At 43.7% G+C, this 18,310-nt stretch carries 17 protein-coding genes; 8 read left to right on the forward strand and 9 right to left on the reverse strand.

Translation table 11 applies throughout. The annotated features are described in order from the left end of the window. Nucleotides 1–90: 90 nt before the first annotated feature. Complete coding sequence (locus G6N79_RS11635) at nt 91–1,032, forward strand: hydrogen peroxide-inducible genes activator (protein WP_103906385.1); 942 nt, start codon at nt 91–93, stop codon at nt 1,030–1,032. Between the two features lie 39 nt (nt 1,033–1,071). Here G6N79_RS11635 and G6N79_RS11640 read toward each other — a convergent pair whose 3' ends face one another. From G6N79_RS11640 to G6N79_RS11655, 4 genes are all read right to left on the reverse strand, one after another. Then, nucleotides 1,072–1,662 (reverse strand): riboflavin synthase, encoded by a 591-nt coding sequence (locus G6N79_RS11640; protein ID WP_103906384.1) that lies wholly within the window; start codon nt 1,660–1,662, stop codon nt 1,072–1,074. Nucleotides 1,663–2,223: 561 nt separating this feature from the next. Next, nucleotides 2,224–3,402 (reverse strand): Na+/H+ antiporter NhaA, encoded by a 1,179-nt coding sequence (nhaA, locus tag G6N79_RS11645; protein ID WP_103906383.1) that lies wholly within the window; start codon nt 3,400–3,402, stop codon nt 2,224–2,226. Nucleotides 3,403–3,554: 152 nt separating this feature from the next. Then, nucleotides 3,555–4,865: an ABC transporter permease gene (locus G6N79_RS11650; RefSeq protein WP_103906382.1), complete on the reverse strand. Its 1,311-nt coding sequence runs from the start codon at nt 4,863–4,865 to the stop codon at nt 3,555–3,557. Further along, nucleotides 4,858–5,781, reverse strand: a complete 924-nt coding sequence (locus G6N79_RS11655) for an ABC transporter ATP-binding protein (protein ID WP_103906381.1) — start codon at nt 5,779–5,781, stop codon at nt 4,858–4,860. Before G6N79_RS11655 ends, G6N79_RS11650 begins: the two co-directional genes overlap by 8 nt. 108 nt (nt 5,782–5,889) lie before the next feature. Between G6N79_RS11655 and yihA the strand changes: the two genes are divergently transcribed. The 5 genes from yihA (at nt 5,890) to cmk (ending at nt 10,951) form a co-directional block, all read left to right on the forward strand. Continuing rightward, complete coding sequence (gene yihA / locus G6N79_RS11660) at nt 5,890–6,501, forward strand: ribosome biogenesis GTP-binding protein YihA/YsxC (protein WP_103906380.1); 612 nt, start codon at nt 5,890–5,892, stop codon at nt 6,499–6,501. Between the two features lie 3 nt (nt 6,502–6,504). After that, complete coding sequence (locus G6N79_RS11665; protein ID WP_103906379.1) at nt 6,505–7,356, forward strand: UbiA-like polyprenyltransferase; 852 nt, start codon at nt 6,505–6,507, stop codon at nt 7,354–7,356. Nucleotides 7,357–7,452: 96 nt separating this feature from the next. Then, a complete protein-coding gene (gene topA, locus G6N79_RS11670; RefSeq protein WP_103906378.1) occupies nt 7,453–9,843 on the forward strand; it encodes a type I DNA topoisomerase in 2,391 nt (796 codons plus the stop codon). Nucleotides 9,844–9,849: 6 nt separating this feature from the next. Beyond that, nucleotides 9,850–10,263 (forward strand): hypothetical protein, encoded by a 414-nt coding sequence (locus G6N79_RS11675; protein WP_103906377.1) that lies wholly within the window; start codon nt 9,850–9,852, stop codon nt 10,261–10,263. A gap of 1 nt (nt 10,264) precedes the next feature. Next, nucleotides 10,265–10,951, forward strand: coding sequence for a (d)CMP kinase (gene cmk / locus G6N79_RS11680; protein WP_103906376.1), 687 nt, complete (start codon nt 10,265–10,267; stop codon nt 10,949–10,951). Nucleotides 10,952–11,010: 59 nt separating this feature from the next. Here the strand turns inward: cmk and G6N79_RS11685 are convergent, their stop codons facing one another. The 4 genes from G6N79_RS11685 to G6N79_RS11700 form a co-directional block, all read right to left on the reverse strand. Beyond that, nucleotides 11,011–11,304, reverse strand: coding sequence for a hypothetical protein (locus tag G6N79_RS11685; protein WP_103906375.1), 294 nt, complete (start codon nt 11,302–11,304; stop codon nt 11,011–11,013). A 384-nt stretch (nt 11,305–11,688) separates the two neighbouring features. Next, nucleotides 11,689–12,888: a pyridoxal phosphate-dependent aminotransferase gene (locus G6N79_RS11690; protein WP_103906374.1), complete on the reverse strand. Its 1,200-nt coding sequence runs from the start codon at nt 12,886–12,888 to the stop codon at nt 11,689–11,691. Nucleotides 12,889–12,999: 111 nt separating this feature from the next. After that, complete coding sequence (locus G6N79_RS11695; RefSeq protein ID WP_103906373.1) at nt 13,000–13,374, reverse strand: DUF1573 domain-containing protein; 375 nt, start codon at nt 13,372–13,374, stop codon at nt 13,000–13,002. Between the two features lie 117 nt (nt 13,375–13,491). Then, nucleotides 13,492–14,457 carry a KpsF/GutQ family sugar-phosphate isomerase gene (locus tag G6N79_RS11700; RefSeq protein WP_103906372.1) on the reverse strand — a complete coding sequence of 322 codons (966 nt, stop codon included), beginning with the start codon at nt 14,455–14,457 and terminating at the stop codon, nt 13,492–13,494. A gap of 110 nt (nt 14,458–14,567) precedes the next feature. Between G6N79_RS11700 and recQ the strand changes: the two genes are divergently transcribed. Both recQ and kdsA read left to right on the forward strand, forming a co-directional pair. Then, the gene (gene recQ / locus G6N79_RS11705; RefSeq protein WP_103906371.1) at nt 14,568–16,757 is read left to right on the forward strand and encodes a DNA helicase RecQ; all 2,190 of its coding nucleotides are present in this window, start codon (nt 14,568–14,570) and stop codon (nt 16,755–16,757) included. An 8-nt stretch (nt 16,758–16,765) separates the two neighbouring features. Continuing rightward, complete coding sequence (gene kdsA, locus G6N79_RS11710; protein WP_103906370.1) at nt 16,766–17,581, forward strand: 3-deoxy-8-phosphooctulonate synthase; 816 nt, start codon at nt 16,766–16,768, stop codon at nt 17,579–17,581. 211 nt (nt 17,582–17,792) lie between these two features. On the opposite strand, the gene G6N79_RS11715 is transcribed toward kdsA, so the two are convergent. Then, the gene (locus G6N79_RS11715; protein WP_103906369.1) at nt 17,793–18,296 is read right to left on the reverse strand and encodes a YfbM family protein; all 504 of its coding nucleotides are present in this window, start codon (nt 18,294–18,296) and stop codon (nt 17,793–17,795) included. Nucleotides 18,297–18,310 lie beyond the last annotated feature (14 nt).

Here is an 18,310-nt window from a genome sequence, read left to right on the forward strand (position 1 = left end):
TTCGGGCTTTGTTTGTTTTATGTCTTTATCCGGAATAGGGTTGGGGAAGTAGCCTAACAATTGTATTTTTGTATAAACAAAATTTATAGGATGACCTTAGTACAATTGGAATACATAATAGCCGTTGATACCTACCGTAGCTTTGTAGCCGCAGCTGAGAAATGTTTCGTCACGCAACCGACGCTGAGCATGCAGATCCAGAAATTGGAAGAGTCATTGGGCGTTAAGATTTTTGATCGAAGCCGGCAACCGGTCGTTCCGACGGAAATCGGGGAAAAGATCATCGAGCAAGCGCGGACAGTTTTAACGGAAAGCAAGAAGATTACCGAGATTCTGCAGGCCGAGAAAGGGGAGTTGACGGGGGAACTTCGGGTAGGCGTTATTCCTACGGTAGCACCGTACCTATTGCCACTGGTCATTTCTTCGTTTATGAAGAAATATGATAAATTGAAACTGCAGATCTGGGAATACACCACGGAGCAGATTGTACAGGAATTGAAATTGGGCACCTTGGATTGCGGGATACTATCCACGCCATTGCACGATTCGGCCATTCAGGAGACCCCGCTATTCTACGAGACATTCGTGGCCTATGTTTCCGAAAAAAGCCATGCCTTCGAAAAGAAAATGTTGAGTACGGACGATATAGCCGATGAGAAACTTTGGTTATTGAATGAAGGTCACTGTATGCGTGGGCAGGTATTGAATATCTGCAACTACAAGCACAACCATTCCAAGGAGGGGACTTTTGACTACAATACGGGCAGTGTGGAAACATTGAAGCGGATGGTGGAATTGAACGGCGGGTTGACGATCTTGCCAGAATTGAGCATTGCGGCTTATGATGAAGATCAATTGGCCCATGTCCGTTATTTCAAGGGACCTGAACCGGTGCGCGAGATCAGTCTGGTGACACCGCAGAACTTCGTCAAGAAGCAAGCGATCAATATGCTTAAGAATGAAATCCTACAGATCGTACCGGAAAAGTTCAAGAGCAAAAAGAAAAAAGAAGTAATGGGTTTTTCACTGTAGAAAAACCCATTTTTTATGCTCGTTATGTGTGCATTTAACTTAATCTCTTAAGGAGAGTAATTTGCTGACATATTTGCCAATGATATCGAACTCCAGATTGACCGTCTTTCCGATTTCAATGTCCTTCATGTTCGTATGTTCAAGCGTAAAAGGAATAATGGCCACCGAGAAACTGTTCCGTTCGGAATTGACCACGGTTAAGCTGATGCCATTGACCGTTATGGAACCTTTCTCTACCGTAACGTTATGCAGTTCTGCATCATATTCAAACGTAAATAGGACCGAGCCATCCTGAGGTTCGACAGCTGTACAGACAGCCGTTTGATCCACATGACCTTGAACGATATGTCCATCCAGACGACCATCCATAAGCACGCAACGCTCCAGATTGACAACATCACCTTCTTTTAAGGAATCCAAATTTGATTTCTCCAAGGTTTCCCTGATGGCAGTGACCTGGTGTTCATTGCCAGATACACCGACCACCGTTAAACATACACCGTTGTGCGAAACACTCTGGTCAATTTTAAGGGCAGGGGAGATTTTTGATTCAATATAGAAGTGAAGGTTGGATTGTTCGGGTTCAATGCGCTTGACAACGCCTAATGTCTCTATGATTCCTGTAAACATATATCTTGTGATTTATTCAAATATACCAATTTTGGGGCTAGAATGGTGCGTAGGGGACTTTTTTAAAATTATTTTAAAAAAGATTTGCAAAAGTGTAGAATGTACACTATCTTTGTGTCATCATAATTTAGGTTTATAATTGGTTATTAAAGGTTTTCATTCTCCCCGTTTGAAAACCTTTTTTTTATACATTTAATCCTTTGGTTTCCAGATAGTTAAATATTTTATTGTTAAGAAGACACTTCCATGACAGAAAAAAATTTGGAAGTTTCACCTTATTTTATCTACCTTTGTCTTAGGTTTAGGTTGATTACCTCATTAGAGGTTATTTTTTAAAGCTTGAGCGATCGCCCGATTGACTCAAGCTTTATTTTTTTATATACCTTTTGTAACACGTGTTTAAACGCGCTTTTTTAATTAATTTTCTTATAACGAAATGCCAAATCTAATGCTGAATGACCAGTAAGCGGAGCAATAGATCTTGTATCGGATATTTTTTTTGATATAAAAAAAGCGTCAGCGCAAAATGCGCCGACGCCATAATCATATACAGTAGGCACGTTATGCGCCTTTTTTGTTCTTGCTTAATGCTGCTAGGTAGAAGTAACCACAGGAACCGGCAATCAATGACCCGATCAGTACGGCAAATTTTGCCTCTTCAATAAAAAGTGGATCCTTAAAAGAAAGCATGGATATAAAGATCGACATGGTGAACCCAATACCGCCGAGCATACCGACACCCGCCATGTGTTTCCAGTTGGCATGTTCAGGAAGGTTGGCAATCTTGGATTTGACACAGAGCCAGGTGGTAATGAAAATCCCGATGGTCTTTCCGAAGAACAAACCAAGGATAATCCCCAGGCCAAGAGGTGTAGTCAAGCCACCGATCATTTCTTGGTGAATGGTGATGTTGGTATTGACCAAAGCGAATAGGGGAATGATGATGAAGTTGACGGGATTGGCCAATGCATGTTCCAATTTTTCGAGTGTAGATTCCTTTTCATCTGGCGTGGTCGGCAGGGTCATGGCAACCAGGACACCTGCGATCGTTGCATGGATGCCCGAGTGATGGATAAAGTACCAAATAAATAGACCGGGAATGACATACGCCCAAACGGATTTGACACCGAACCTGTTGAAGGCAATCAAAAGGGCAAGTATGGCTCCGGCATACATCAGGTAGGTGTAATGCAGCTCTGTGGAGTAGAAAATAGCGATCACCAGAATGGCCAGCAGGTCGTCCACGATAGCCAATGCGGCAAGGAACACCTTCAAGCTGGTCGGGACACGTTTGTCCAAAAGGGAAATAATGGCCAGGGCAAAGGCAATATCTGTAGCCATTGGAATCCCCCAACCGTGGTGAGTGGGTTGGTCATGGTTAAAGAAAACATAGATTAAGGCTGGGACGATTGCCCCACCAACGGCGGCAAGGATCGGCAGAATGGCATTCTTTGGTGAGGATAGTTCCCCTTCGACAAGCTCACGCTTGATCTCCAAACCGACCAATAAAAAGAAAATGGCCATTAAGCCATCATCTATCCATTGTTTAATGCTGTAGTTCAGATGAACGGTGTCATTCTCGAATCCGAGTTTCGTTTGTAAAAATGAATTGAATGATTCCGCCAGTCCGGAATTTGCGATCAGAAGGGAAATGATAACGCAAAGGAATAAAAGTAATCCGCCACCTGTATTCGAAGAAAAGAACTTTTTGAATACCGTAAGATTAATTCTGTTAGCCATATAAAGTTGAGATTGTATTGAATGTTAATTTTTCAATAGGCGTAAAGGTAGCAAAAAAGAGGGATTGCCAGTGATTAAGGTGTCTACTTTTTTGAAAACAAAAGCCCGATCCATTCCTTGGAATCGATCGGGCTTTTGGACATGTGGCTATGTTAATTCTTGTAATTGAACCATTTGATAAGTTCCTTGAAACTCGCTTTCTTTCCGTACATCAGGATACCAACGCGATAGATTCTGGCGGCAACCCAGGTGGTGAACACAAATCCGAGTACCAGGAGCCCGAAGGAGAGGGCGATCTGCCAGATGGGTACCCCAAATGGAACCCGTACCAACATGGCAATCGGCGACGTTAGGGGAATGAAGCTTAACCAGGTTGCGACCTGACCATGTGGATCATTGATCAATACCCCGAATGAGAGGACATACGCCAATAATAAAGGTGTGGTGATCGGCATGGTAAATTGGTTTGCTTCGGTTTCATTATCAACGGCAGAACCAACGGCTGCGAACAGGGCACTGTACAACAGGTAACCCCCGATAAAGAACAGGAAGAAGCAGATCAGCAATTCCGGGATATTGACCGATTCCATGGCTGTACCGATCTCGGACATAATGGTTCCCGAATCCATTTCTGGCGCCTGTGGGTTGTTCTTCATCATCTGCTCCTGGAATTCATTCTTGTCGCCAAGAAAACTGGTGGCCACACCTGCTAGGGCAAAGCTGAGAATGATCCATAAGAGGAATTGTGTAATACCGACCAATCCGATGCCGACGATCTTGCCCATCATCAATTGAAAAGGCTTGACCGAGGAAATAATAACCTCGATAATGCGGTTGGACTTTTCTTCAATGATGCCGCGCATTACCTGGGCACCATATAAGAATAGGGATAGGTAAATCAAAATGGAGAGCGCCATGGCAATGCCCATCGCTATACGCGTATCACTGCTTTTCGCTTCACCAGATTCCGTAATTTCCTTCGCGTCGACACGTACCGTGTTGTCGATGTTTCGGATCGTCTGCGGGTCTATATTCAGTTCCTTGTATTGGTGGTTCAACAGGATCTCTTCCAATTGATTCTCAATTTCACTCTGTGTGGTGATATTGGGTTTTCCTGAAGAAAGAAATTCGATCTTATGGCTGGTGTAGAAGTCTTTCGGAATCAATAGGATGTTGGTGTTTTTCTTTTCTCCCTTGATTTCCTGGATCTGTTCGTTCAACTCCATCGTGGAATTCGAAAACTTCAGGCCTTCCGTATTTTCCAGCAAGGTGCTTATTTCATTGGTGTTGTCAACCACATAAACCAGCGCGTTGGCATCCTCAAAGCTCTTTTTTGAGAGCAGGAAAATACCGATATACATCGCAATGAAAAATAAGGGCACCAAGAAGGTGGTCAATAGAAAGGATTTCTTTTTTACCCTACTCAGGTATTCCCTTTGGATGATCAATAAAATTTTATTCATGGTTTAAATATGTAGGGTTATTTCTGTCTGTTACTTTTTCGATGAAAATGCTGTTCATGGATGGAATGATTTCAAAGATCTGTTTGATTTCCACTAAGGGAATCAGGTAGATCAGAACATCGTTCAGCGTTTTCTCCGGTTGCAGTTTAATGGTGATCTTCTTGTGATCATTGACACTTTGGCCAAGGACCTCCCAAAGTTCATCGTTGATGCCAATGTCCTGGCCTTCATATTCAATGGAATAGGTCTGGTTTCGATAGGTTTCCTTGATCTCCTTAACAGAACCCTCGAGGACAAGTTTGGATTTGTTGATCAGCGCGATATTGTCACACAAGGCTTCCACAGATTCCATGCGGTGGGTGGAGTAGATGATGGTTGCACCCTTTTTGTTCAGTTCCAGGATTTCATCTTGGATGACCTGGGCGTTTACTGGATCAAAACCGGAAAATGGCTCGTCCAGAATGATCAAGTCGGGTTCATGGAGGACGGTTGCCACAAACTGTACTTTTTGTTGCATCCCCTTACTGAGGTCTTCCACTTTCTTGTCCCACCAGGATTCGATCTGCAGTTTTTCGAACCAAAATTTGATCTTATTTTTTGCTTCCTGTTTGGAAAGGCCTTTCAGTTGGGCAAGATAGATCATCTGCTCACCGATCTGCATCTTCTTGTACAGGCCGCGTTCTTCCGGCAGGTAGCCGATGCGGCCGATGTGGGAAGGGTTGAGCGGAGTACCATCAAAATAAATCTGCCCGGAATCGGGAGCCGTAATCTGGTTGATAATCCGGATCAGGGAAGTCTTTCCGGCACCATTGGGCCCCAGAAGTCCGTAGATCTTTCCTTGGGGAACCGTGATGGAAACGTCATCAAGCGCCCTATGTTTGGCATATTGTTTAACAATGTTGCGTATCTCTAGCATTACAAATAGGTTTTGGTGCTGAATTTAATTCTTTTTATTGATAATCGGCGGGAAAATCAACAAAGGATGGCATAATAAATAAAAGCTATTAAATTGTACCTTTGTAGCATGATTATTCAAAAAGCTGAATTTGTTACGAGTAATACGGATGTTTCCAAGCTTCCGGTTGCCGATAAACCGGAATACGCATTTATTGGACGCTCCAATGTGGGCAAATCATCGCTGATCAATGCGATTACCCGGAAGAAGGGTTTGGCTAAGACCTCGCAGAAACCGGGGAAGACGCAGCTGATCAACCATTTCTTGATCAATGAGCACTGGTACCTGGTGGATTTGCCGGGTTACGGGTTTGCGCAGACCTCCAAGAAGAACCGTGCCATCTGGGAGAAGTTCATCCGTGAATACCTCGTGAACCGGGTAAATTTACAATGTGTCTTCGTCCTGATTGACTCCCGTTTGGAGCCGCAGAAGATCGATCTTGATTTCTGTTATTGGTTGGGGGAGAAGGGGATACCGTTCCTGTTGCTGTTCACCAAGGCGGACAAGCAATCCATTGTGAAAGGAGACCAGAACGTAGCGAAGTTCCGCAAAGCCCTGAAAACATGGTTTGAGGAAGTTCCTGCACATATCCTGACCTCCTCGGAAACAAAATTAGGCTGTGAGCAGGTGTTGAGCACCATTGATGATATTAATGCTAACTTCATTTCGCCGATAGAATAATCCATGAAGAAATATATGTCGCTTGTGCTGTTTGCACACAGTATCTTTGCACTTCCCTTTGCGATCATTGGTTTTTTTCTTGCTGTAGAGACGACGGACTATCAATTTGAGTGGAAGTTGTTCCTGCTGATGCTCCTGTGTATGGTGACGGCCAGAAATGCTGCGATGGCATTCAATAGGTATCTGGATCGGGACATTGATGCGTTGAATCCACGGACGGCCGTTCGGGATATTCCTGCTGGTCGCGTCAGTGCACAACAGGCGCTTCTTTTTACGATCATCAATTGTATCGTTTTCATGGTTGCCTGTTATTTCATCAATTTCCTGTGTTTCTTATTGGCGCCGATTGCCTTGTTCGTTATTTTGTTCTATTCCTACATGAAACGAATATCGCCTTTGTGTCATATTGTGCTGGGCATCGGTTTGGGATTGGCACCGGTGGGGGCTTACCTGGCGGTAACGGGTGTGTTCAATATTGTACCTATATATTATGGATTGGCCGTGTTGACTTGGGTATCGGGATTTGATATCATCTATGCTTTGCAGGATGAGGAATTTGATAAGGCCAACGGCCTGAATTCCATTCCGGCCAACTTTGGCGGAAAGACAGCCTTAAGGATTTCCGAAGTGCTTCATGTCTTGTCCTTTATATTTGTCCTGTTACCGATATTCTACTTGCCAACGGGCATTTTTTACTACATCGGCGTGGCGTTATATGGGTTCTTATTGATCTATCAGCACCGTATTGTTAGCCCAACCGATTTAAGTCGCGTGGACCGCGCCTTCATGACCACGAATGGCATTGCATCGGTGGTCTTTGCGGTCTTTTTTCTGTTGGATATTTGGATAAAATAAGAAATGATAATGCGCACATTTTAGCCCAATGGGTAAAAAATTAATTTGCATTCCATTTTGAAATCGTTTTCTTTGCAAGAAATCATAAAAAATTAAATGGCAAAAAATCTATTGATTGTAGAGTCGCCTGCGAAGGCTAAAACTATAGAAGGGTATTTAGGAAAAGATTTTTTAGTGAAGTCCAGTTATGGACATATTCGTGATTTGGTAAAAACTGATGACGCTATCGATACGGAGGATAACTTTAAACAAAAATATGAGGTTCCGTCGGATAAGAAAGCGATTGTCAGCGAGTTAAAGAAGTTGGCCAAGTCCGCGGAAACCGTGTGGCTAGCGTCCGATGAGGACCGCGAGGGAGAAGCGATCTCGTGGCACCTGTACGAAACTTTAGGATTGAAAGATGATAATACCAAACGTATTGTTTTTCACGAAATTACCAAACCTGCCATTTTAAAAGCCATTGATTCACCACGTAAGATTGACTTTAATTTAGTGAATGCGCAGCAGGCACGCCGGGTCTTGGATAGATTGGTGGGTTTTGAACTTTCGCCCGTATTGTGGCGAAAAGTAAAGCCATCGTTATCTGCTGGACGGGTGCAATCCGTTGCTGTACGTTTGATCGTTGAACGCGAACGCGATATCAATAAATTTACGGCCGAAGCGAGCTTTAAGATCGTGGCCATTTTCAATACCGGAAACAAGAAGGAACGCTTTAAGGCAGAATTGCCGACACGTTTCCCCACGGAAGAAGAAGCGAAGCAATTCCTTTCGGATTGTATCTCGGCGGCTTTTGAGGTGAAGAGCCTGGAGACTAAGCCGAGCAAGCGTACGCCTGCCGCACCTTTTACGACCTCTACATTACAACAGGAAGCCAGTAGAAAGTTAGGGTATTCCGTAGCACGGACCATGCAGGTTGCTCAGCGCCTTTACGAGGCAGGTCGCATTACCTATATGCGTACGGACTCCGTGAACCTTTCTGATACGGCATTACAGGCTGCTGAAGCGGAGATCAACAACGCTTACGGGTCCAAGTACCATAAGAAGAGACAGTACCGTACGAAGAGCGCCGGAGCGCAAGAAGCGCACGAGGCTATTCGTCCAACATATTTTAACGACCACACCATTGATGGGGATAATTCAGAGAAACGTCTATATGAATTGATCTGGAAAAGAGCCATCGCATCCCAAATGAGTGAGGCGGAATTTGAAAAGACAACCGCTAAGATTGATATCTCAACACGTCAGGAAGATCTGGTAGCTACAGGTGAAGTCATGAAATTTGACGGATTCCTGAAGGTTTACTTTGAATCCACAGATGATGATGGTGACGATATCGACTTGGACAATGAAGACAATTCTTTGTTGCCACCATTGGCACAGGGACAGCAGTTGACGCGCGAATCCATGCAGGCAACGCAACGTTTCTCGAGACCACCGGCACGCTTTACCGAGGCATCCTTGGTGAAGAAACTGGAGGAATTGGGAATCGGTAGACCTTCTACCTATGCACCGACCATTTCCACCATCCAGAACAGAGGTTACGTGGTGAAGGAAGATCGCGACGGTAAGGAGCGTGCATACCAGGTGCTGACTTTGGAGAATGATCAGGTAATCACACAGACCAAAACCGAAATCACGGGTGCCGAGCGCAACAAAATGTTCCCTACGGATATCGGCGTGTTGGTAAATGATTTCTTGGTGCAGCACTTTAAAGGTATTGTCGATTACCATTTTACGGCGAAAGTCGAGAAAGAGTTCGATGAGATTGCACAGGGCATGAAGGAATGGACAAAGATGTTGTCCAATTTCTACGGACCATTCCATTCGGAAGTGCAGGATACCTTGGACAATGCGGACCGTGCGACCCATGAGCGTGAATTAGGAACTGATCCGGAATCTGGAAAGCCAATTTCCGTGCGTGTGGGTAGATTTGGCCCATTGGTACAGATCGGTACGGCTGACGATGAAGAGAAACCGAGATTCGCGTCCCTAAGAAAAGGGCAGATGATCGAAACGATAACCTTGGAGGAAGCGCTGGAGCTATTCAAGTTGCCGAAGAAAGTCGGTGAATTTGAAGATAAGGAAATGACGGTGGCGATCGGTCGTTTTGGACCATACATCCGCCACAACAGCAGTTTCTATTCCTTGCCTAAGGGTATTGATCCGTTGGATGTGGAAGAGGCGCAGGCGATCCAGATTATTGAAGAGAAACGCCAAAAGGATAAAGATAAGATCATCAAGATTTTTGATGAGAACCCAGAAGCGAAAATCGAGAATGGCCGGTGGGGACCGTTTGTTCGTTTCGGCAAGCAGAACCTGAAGATCCCTAAAGGTACCGAAGTGGAGAAAATCACGTACGAAGACGTGTTGAAATGGGCTGAAGAGGATACAAAATCTTCGCCAGCGAAAAAAGGTAGAGCGACGAAGGCCACGAAAGCGACCAAAACCGCTAAGACAACAAAAACGACTAGAGCTAAAAAGAAATAGGCTACCATGAAAAAGGATCTACCTTTAAATATTGTTGAGGACATATCGATAGCCGTAGTATTGGAATCGGAAACCCCAACCACAAAGGTGTGGAATGTCTACTTGATAAACGAGAAGGATGTGGACATCAGTAATGTACTCGTATCCTCCCGTGGATATGGTGAGAAAGATGGCAAGCAGGTGAAAACCACGACCCTCCGCCATTTCATCGGTGATATGGACGCCAATTCGATCCAAAAGATCGAAGCCATCGATAGCCAGGTCTTTGGCCTGACCAATGAATATTGGCTGAGCTATTATATTGATGGGACAATCTATGATAAGAAGTATGTTTTCCTTCCGGAAAGTATCGTTGATGATAACCTGATAAAAATTCCTTTGGTGAATAAGCCAGGGGTGATGATAGGAGGCACAAATTAGTATGTCCAGAAAGAACATTGTAATTGCCATTGACGGTTTTTCGTCCTGCGGAAAGAGTACGGTAGCGAAAGCATTGGCCAAGAAGCTCCATTTCGTTTTCATCGATAGCGGAGCGATGTACAGGGCGGTTACCCTATATTTCCAGCGCAACAATATTGATCTTGCAGACAATGATGCTGTATTGGAAGCCCTTGAAAATATCCATATCGATTTTATTCCGAACCCGGAAAAAGTGCAGATCCACCTGAACGACGAGGATGTATCCGAGGCGATCCGTACGATGGAAGTATCCAACTATGTGAGCGAAGTTTCCGCAGTTAAGGCCGTGCGTACGGCTATGGTGAAACAACAACAAAGCCTGGGCAAGAAACGGAACATTGTGATGGATGGACGCGATATCGGTACGACCGTATTTCCACAAGCTGATTTGAAGATTTTCATGACAGCCAGTCCGCAGGTACGCGCAGAAAGACGCTATGCGGAATTGACAGCAAAAGGTGAAGTGCTGACGATGGAAGAAGTGAAAGAAAACCTATCGCACCGTGATCATATCGATAGTACACGGGAAGAAAGTCCATTGCGACAGGCGGAAGATGCCATTGTTCTGGATAACTCGGAATTGAACCAAGAGGAACAGTTGGATTTCGTGGTCAACTTGATTAAGGAAAAAATAGGATTGGCTGAGTAAATTTTTCGTTAGGTCAATAAAAAGATAAAAAAGAAAGTCCTCCAAATGGAGGACTTTTCTTATTTCATGTTATTGATTTCCTGTTGTTCTTTCAGGGCGTCAATATTGTTCTTGTTTCCGAACTCATCCGTCTTTTCCTGGAAGGATGTGAGGATCTCCAGAATAGCCTCGGAGTTATCGGCTGTACGTTGGTAGATTTCAGGAATTTTGGTCTCAATTACTTTATCACCTAATTCTATATTGTCTACTTCAACTTTTGCGATCTTTTCCAAAACAGCTTGCTGACTGTTTCTAATGTCCTCCAATTCTCTGGATATTTTCTCCATCAATTCGAATTTCTTTAATTTATCCATAAATTTCTATTCATTAGTTTCTACATATTAAACGCTGTTCGATTCAAATTGTTGTAAGAATTTTTTAAAGATTTGATAATGAATGCGTTTAAAATTTGAAATAGGGCATTTTTTATAGATTGATAGGGTTTTTGGAAGAATTTAAATTTCAGCATTTTCTCTGAGAAAGTAGCTAGTTTTTGGGGTGAATTGCTTCCAGAGGAAGGTCTCAGCATAAAATGAAGAAAGAGGTTATAGCGCTGCCTATTTATTTCTAAAAAGAATAACCCCGAATATAATCCTCGTATTATCGAGACTTATATTCGGGGTTTATCAATTGTATGCCTGTGGGTGGTGAATGGAAGGTTTATCCATTTTAAAAACCACCAAAGGCTTTTTGTCTGATTAAGCTGTTCTACCTGGATATTCCTGCAATGCTTTTTCCAGGCATACCAATGCGTTCTTCAAATCGTCCTGATTGAGCACATAGGCCAATCGAACTTCATTGGATCCAGCGCCTGGTGTAGAATAGAATCCTGTTGCTGGCGCCATCATGACTGTTTCGTTGTTGTAACTGAATTTCTCCAACATCCACTGGCAGAATTTATCTGCATTGTCAATCGGCAATTTAGCGATGACATAGAAAGCACCTCCTGGGTTCGGGCAGAAAACACCATCAATCTGGTTAAGGCCGTTCACTAAGGTATCTCTTCTTGCTGTATATTCTTTGGATACTGCTTCAAAATAGCTGTCCGGCGTATCGACTGCAGCTTCACCCGCAATCTGACCTTCCAAAGATGGGGAAAGGCGTGCTTGTGCAAACTTTAACGAAGTCTGATAGAGTTCCTTGTTTTTGGTAATGATACACCCGATACGCGCGCCACATGCGGAATAACGCTTGGACACGGTGTCGAATACCACGACATGCTGTTCCAATCCTTCCAATTGCATAGGGGAGATGAACTCGCGTCCATCATAACAGAATTCGCGGTATGCTTCATCTGAGAATAGGTATAGGTCATGTTTCAAACACAATTCCTTCAATGCTTCCAATTCCTCACGTGAATACAGGTAGCCTGTTGGGTTGTTCGGGTTACAGATAGCAATTGCTTTGGTTTTTTCGGTAATTACCTTTTCGAAATCAGCGATGGATGGCAACGCGAAACCATTGTCGATTACGGACATGATCGGTTTCACGACGATATCTGCAGAGCAGGCAAACCCATTGTAGTTCGCATAGAATGGCTCTGGGATGATGACTTCCTCGCCAGGATTCAAGCAGGCTTGCATCGCAATCGTGATCGCCTCTGATCCACCATTGGTCACCAAGATATCATTCGGGGTGATGTTGTAATTTATTTTATTGTAGTATTCTGCAAGTTTGGTTCTGTAGGAAAGGGTCCCTTCGGATGGCGTATAAGCCCATACCTTGAAATCGATGTTCTTTAACGCGTTCAACATGATCTCCGGAGTTTCGATGTCCGGTTGACCGATGTTCAGGTGATAGATTTTCTTACCTTCCTTTTTAGCTTGATCCGCAAAAGGTGTTAGTTTTCTGATAGGTGATGCGGGCATATCGATGCCCTTTTGCGATATAGATGGCATTATAATTTTGTTATGTTTTTAGTCCACAAATGTACGAATAAAATATGACCGTACTAAACAAAACATGCCACTCGAGTGGAGTGGCATGCCTATACTTTATAAGGAAAGGGATTATTCTACAATTCCTTTGATAGTCAATGTTTTTACCGGTGTTTTGGTATTAGACTTTACGATAAAGGACTTCGTGAATGGGCCTTTAGCTGCCGCATTGAAGGTTACTTTGATCGTACCGGCTTCACCAGGTTTCACTGGCGTTTTGGTGAATTCAGCTACAGAACAACCGCAGGTCGGCTGTACATCGGAAATGATGATCGGCTGATCGCCGGAGTTGCTGAACTTGTATTCGTAAGATACTGGTTTATTTACCGGAATCTTACCGAAGTCATGCGTTTCCTTGTCAAACTTAAATTCCGCTGCCAACATACCCATTGCTGTTAAGCTGATAAAGGCAATCACCACTGCACATATACTCGTAATTTTTTTCATTGTTTCAATTGTTTTTGTTTCGTTAAATCAAGATAATCAAATCTAAGACCATTTTTAAGCGTTTAACCATTTTGTCGTATAAAATAGGTTAAACAACACAATAATTTTACAAATAGTTTATATAATTCCTTCCTTCAATATATCCTGAAGGTGGATAATTCCCGCATATACACCATCGTGGGTAACCACCAACTGGGAAATGCTATTCTGTCGCATGACATGCAAAGCGCTGGCTGCCAGTTCTGTTTTGTCAATGGTCTTGGGGTTGAGCGACATGATGTCTTTAGCCGTCAAACCGGTCACATCAGTATGTTTTTCCAGCATACGTCGGATATCACCATCAGTAATGATTCCCAGTATTTTTCCTTGTTCCGTTACGACCGTAGCCCCTAAACGGTAGGTGGTTATGCTGATCAATACCGAACGGACATCGGCATCCTGTTCTACTTCCGGCAATCCGTTGTGGTCAGAAAGATCACCTACTTTCAGGTACAGCTGTTTTCCCAACGCTCCTCCAGGGTGGTATTTAGCAAAATCCTGATCCGTAAATTGGCGAAGGTTCTGCAAGCATACTGCGATGGCATCGCCCATGGCCAACTGTACGGTGGTACTTGTCGTCGGTGCCAAATTGTTCGGGCAAGCTTCGCGTGTGATGCTCGTGTCCAAAATATAATCCGCCTGTTCGGCAAGGAAAGAGGATTTATTGCCGACCATGGCAACCAAGGTGTTGCCCGTTTGCTTTAAATAAGGGACCAATACTTTGATCTCTGGGGTATTGCCACTTTTGGAAATCGCAATGATGAGGTCGTCCTGTTGGATAATGCCCAAGTCACCATGGATCGCATCTGCAGCGTGCATAAAGATGGCTGGGGTTCCCGTAGAATTCAGTGTGGCAACAATTTTCTGGGCAATGATGGCCGACTTGCCGATCCCTGTCAAAATAACGCGACCTTTCAAGGTGACGATCTGTTCAATGACCTGTACAAAATCCTCATCTATCTTCTCAGATAAGGCTAAAACATTGGCTGCTTCCAATTCAAATGTGCTCTGCGCCAACATTTTGATATCGATGTTGTTTTTCACGTAAAATATGTCTAATTTTATATATAAATTATTGTACTTACGGTACAAAAATACATTATTTAAGACGTATTATTTACAACGTTATTACATCTATTTATTTTGCCTAGTCAATGGAAATAGAAAAATCATTATTTGACAATCTTCAAGATTTTTTCGGCTTCGATACGTTTAAAGGTGACCAAGAAGCTATTATTACAAACATCCTGAACAAGAAAGATACCTTCGTAATCATGCCAACCGGTGGAGGTAAGTCAATCTGTTACCAGCTTCCAGCAATGATGAGCGAGGGGACAGCTATTGTCATTTCTCCATTGATCGCTTTGATGAAGAATCAGGTGGATCAATTGCGTGCCTTTGGCGGCAGGGATAGTATTGCACACTTTTTGAATTCATCGCTGACCAAAAATGAGGTGCAGCGTGTGAAGCAAGATGTGCAGGATGGTAAGACCAAGCTTTTATATGTGGCGCCGGAATCGCTAGCTAAAGAAGAGAACGTAAGTTTCCTGCGAAACAATAAGGTTTCCTTTGTCGCTGTCGATGAAGCACACTGTATCTCGGAATGGGGACACGATTTCCGTCCGGAGTACCGGAAAATCCGCCAGGTTATCAATGAAATCGGTGATAATATCCCGATTATCGCGTTGACAGCAACTGCCACACCGAAAGTACAGTCCGATATCCGCAAGAACTTGCAGATGACGGATGCAACGCTATTCAAATCTTCCTTTAACAGAACTAATCTCTATTATGAGGTGCGTCCGAAGCAGGATGTCATCAAGCAGATTGTCCGTTTCATCAAGAATAATACGGGCAAAGCAGGGATTGTGTACTGTTTGAGCCGGAAGAAGGTGGAGGAGATCGCTGAGGTGTTGAACATCAACGGGATTAAATCCTTACCGTACCATGCCGGTCTGGATGCCAAGACGCGTGCTGAAACTCAGGATAAGTTCCTGATGGAAGATATCGAGGTTATCGTTGCTACGATTGCCTTTGGTATGGGGATCGATAAACCGGATGTACGCTACGTGATCCACCATGATATTCCGAAATCCATGGAAGGCTACTATCAGGAAACCGGTCGTGCCGGAAGGGATGGGGGTGAAGGCTATTGTTTGGCCTTCTATTCCGAAAAGGATGTTGAAAAGCTTACCAAGTTCATGAAAGATAAGCCTGTCTCCGAGAAAGAGATCGGCACCCAAATATTGAAGGAAGTCATTGACTATTCGGAGTCGGCAGTGTGCCGTAGGAAGCAGATTCTGCACTATTTCGGTGAGAAATTCGATGAAACAGGTTGTAACAGTATGTGTGATAACTGCCGTTCGCAAAAGACCTATTTCGATGCAGAAGAATCCTTGTTAACGGTGTTGGGTTTCATTAAGGAACAGGGTGATAAGTTCGACGATCAGCACATTATCAATGTTTTGATCGGGCAGAATAACCAGCCTATTTCTTCCTATAAGCATGATACACACCCATTATTCGGTTCCGGTAAGGAACAGGGGGTTAATTATTGGAATTCCCTGATTCGTCAGGCGGAGCTTGCGGATTTCATCAAGAAAGATATTGATCATTATGGGCTCTTGCAGCTTACTGAGGGTGGAAAGAAATATTTGGCCAATCCATATCCATTGAAGTTCATTTTGAACAGACCGATGGAAATGTCGGGGACAGATGGCGCCGATGAAGGTGCTGGCCAAACGGCGGCTTTGGATGCGGAATTATTGAAGATGTTGAAGGAACTTCGGAAGAAGCTCGCCAAGCAACGGTCTTTGCCTCCATTTGTCATCTTCCAAGATCCTTCCCTGGATGAAATGTGTACCCACTATCCTGTGACCATTGAGGAGCTGAAGAAGATCCAAGGCGTCGGATCGGGTAAGGCCATGAAATTCGGTGCGCCATTCGTGGAATTGATCAAGAATTATGTCGAAGAAAACGATATTGACCGCCCACAGGATCTGGTGATCAAGAGTACGGCGAATAAATCGGCATTGAAGGTGTCCATTATCCAGAATATTGATCGGAAGATCAGTTTGGAAGATATTGCTTCGTCCAAAGGGATCAGCTATGAGGACATGCTGAAGGAAGTGGAGTCCATCGTAAATTCAGGTACGAAGTTGAACATCGGTTACTTTGTGGATGAGATGATCGATCAGGACCGTCAAGATGAGGTCTACGATTATTTCCGATCGGCGGAAAATGACGCCATTGAATCGGCTTTGGATGAGTTGGGTGAGGAAGATTATTCGTATGAGGATATTCAGCTCATGCGGATTAAGTTTATGTCTGAATTAGGTAATTAAATACATATATGATTAATACATATTTGCCATCGATTAAACATGGCAATTCTAACGCATTTTTCCTGATGGCAGGTCCATGTGCGATCGAAGGAGAGGAAATTGCATTGCGTATTGCTGACCGCATTGTCAACATTACGGATAAATTGAATATCCCATACATTTTCAAGGGTTCTTACCGCAAGGCCAATCGTTCGAAGGGCAGTTCCTTTACAGGGATCGGCGATGAGAAAGCCTTGAAAATTTTGGAAAAAGTAGGGCAGACCTTTGGTATTCCTACGGTAACAGACATTCATGAAAGTGACGAGGCTGCAATGGCCGCTGCCTATGTGGATGTTTTGCAAATCCCTGCATTCCTATGCCGCCAAACTGACCTATTGGTCGCAGCCGCAAACACCGGGAAAGTGGTGAACATTAAGAAAGGACAGTTCCTATCTGCGGAATCCATGAAATTTGCCGTTGAGAAGGTTCAAGAAGCGGGAAATAACAGCGTCATCCTGACCGATCGTGGAAACACATTTGGCTACCAGGATCTGATCGTTGACTACCGCGGATTACCGGTGATGAAATCCTTCAATGTCCCTACAGTTATGGACTGTACGCACTCCCTGCAGCAACCCAACCAGAGTTCAGGCGTGACCGGCGGAAAACCAGAGCTTATCGAAACCATCGCCAAAGCTGCCATTGCTGTAGGTGCCGATGGCCTATTCATCGAAACACACCCAGATCCAGCAAACGCTAAATCCGATGGTGCCAATATGCTGCACCTCGACCACCTCGAAGGACTCCTAACAAAACTATTGCGCATCCGCGAAGCAGTCATGTAGTTGTTAGATGTGAGAATTGAGATTTGAGATGTGAGATATTAAGGGTATTAAAAAGGCCTATTAAAAGTTTATTTTAATAGGCCTTTTTACTCTTGTTTATTTTTTACTGGTTGAATTTCATATTTTTTTCCATTCTATTTTCCACTCACTGTCACAAATCTCACATCTCATATCTCAAATCTATCGCTCATATCTCACTTCTCATATCTACCTACGCTATCTCGATAACAATTGCTTCTTTGCTCCAGGCTGCTTGCTGGTAGAAGTTTTGGATTTTGAGAAAGTATTCCTCCAAATAGGTAAATAGTTCGTTTTTATCCTCTTGTTCCCAGATGTTTGGGTAGACATCGAGCTCGTTCATCCTTTTAGGGTCGAATTTGCTCTTTAAGTCGTTTGGGTCGATGGTTTTGAGTATTTCAGCGAAGTGCAGGACTTTCTCGGGACTGTTATACCGCGTGTGGTAGTCATGTGAATCTGGTCTAGTACTCATTGGTTTTTCACCTATAATAATCAGTGCGCGCTCGTTTTCCGAGGCTTCGTTGAAGGTTGCGCCGGTGAGCAGGAATATGATGCCATCCCATGATTTGTCGATATCAAGGAGTGGAATCTCTGTAACCTCATTTGAAAAGAACTCTTCTTCCATCAGATGACTATTTTCTAAATATTCATCCAATTTCGCTTTTGAAATGCGTCTAAGGGTACAGATCATGCCCATATGCTTTTGATTTA

The organism is Sphingobacterium lactis, assembly GCF_011046555.1.
Classification (GTDB): domain Bacteria; phylum Bacteroidota; class Bacteroidia; order Sphingobacteriales; family Sphingobacteriaceae; genus Sphingobacterium; species Sphingobacterium lactis.

Bases quoted from the DNA above. Each gene is read 5' to 3' on its own strand.
- G6N79_RS11690 (WP_103906374.1), bottom strand. From the start codon at position 12,888: ATGCCATCTATATCGCAAAAGGGCATCGATATGCCCGCATCACCTATC.
- yihA (WP_103906380.1), top strand. From the start codon at position 5,890: ATGATTATTCAAAAAGCTGAATTTGTTACGAGTAATACGGATGTTTCC.
- recQ (WP_103906371.1), top strand. From the start codon at position 14,568: ATGGAAATAGAAAAATCATTATTTGACAATCTTCAAGATTTTTTCGGC.
- G6N79_RS11695 (WP_103906373.1), bottom strand. From the start codon at position 13,374: ATGAAAAAAATTACGAGTATATGTGCAGTGGTGATTGCCTTTATCAGC.
- G6N79_RS11715 (WP_103906369.1), bottom strand. From the start codon at position 18,296: ATGGGCATGATCTGTACCCTTAGACGCATTTCAAAAGCGAAATTGGAT.
- cmk (WP_103906376.1), top strand. From the start codon at position 10,265: ATGTCCAGAAAGAACATTGTAATTGCCATTGACGGTTTTTCGTCCTGC.
- G6N79_RS11635 (WP_103906385.1), top strand. From the start codon at position 91: ATGACCTTAGTACAATTGGAATACATAATAGCCGTTGATACCTACCGT.
- G6N79_RS11675 (WP_103906377.1), top strand. From the start codon at position 9,850: ATGAAAAAGGATCTACCTTTAAATATTGTTGAGGACATATCGATAGCC.
- G6N79_RS11655 (WP_103906381.1), bottom strand. From the start codon at position 5,781: ATGCTAGAGATACGCAACATTGTTAAACAATATGCCAAACATAGGGCG.
- kdsA (WP_103906370.1), top strand. From the start codon at position 16,766: ATGATTAATACATATTTGCCATCGATTAAACATGGCAATTCTAACGCA.
- G6N79_RS11665 (WP_103906379.1), top strand. From the start codon at position 6,505: ATGAAGAAATATATGTCGCTTGTGCTGTTTGCACACAGTATCTTTGCA.
- G6N79_RS11685 (WP_103906375.1), bottom strand. From the start codon at position 11,304: ATGGATAAATTAAAGAAATTCGAATTGATGGAGAAAATATCCAGAGAA.
- G6N79_RS11640 (WP_103906384.1), bottom strand. From the start codon at position 1,662: ATGTTTACAGGAATCATAGAGACATTAGGCGTTGTCAAGCGCATTGAA.
- G6N79_RS11650 (WP_103906382.1), bottom strand. From the start codon at position 4,865: ATGAATAAAATTTTATTGATCATCCAAAGGGAATACCTGAGTAGGGTA.
- nhaA (WP_103906383.1), bottom strand. From the start codon at position 3,402: ATGGCTAACAGAATTAATCTTACGGTATTCAAAAAGTTCTTTTCTTCG.
- topA (WP_103906378.1), top strand. From the start codon at position 7,453: ATGGCAAAAAATCTATTGATTGTAGAGTCGCCTGCGAAGGCTAAAACT.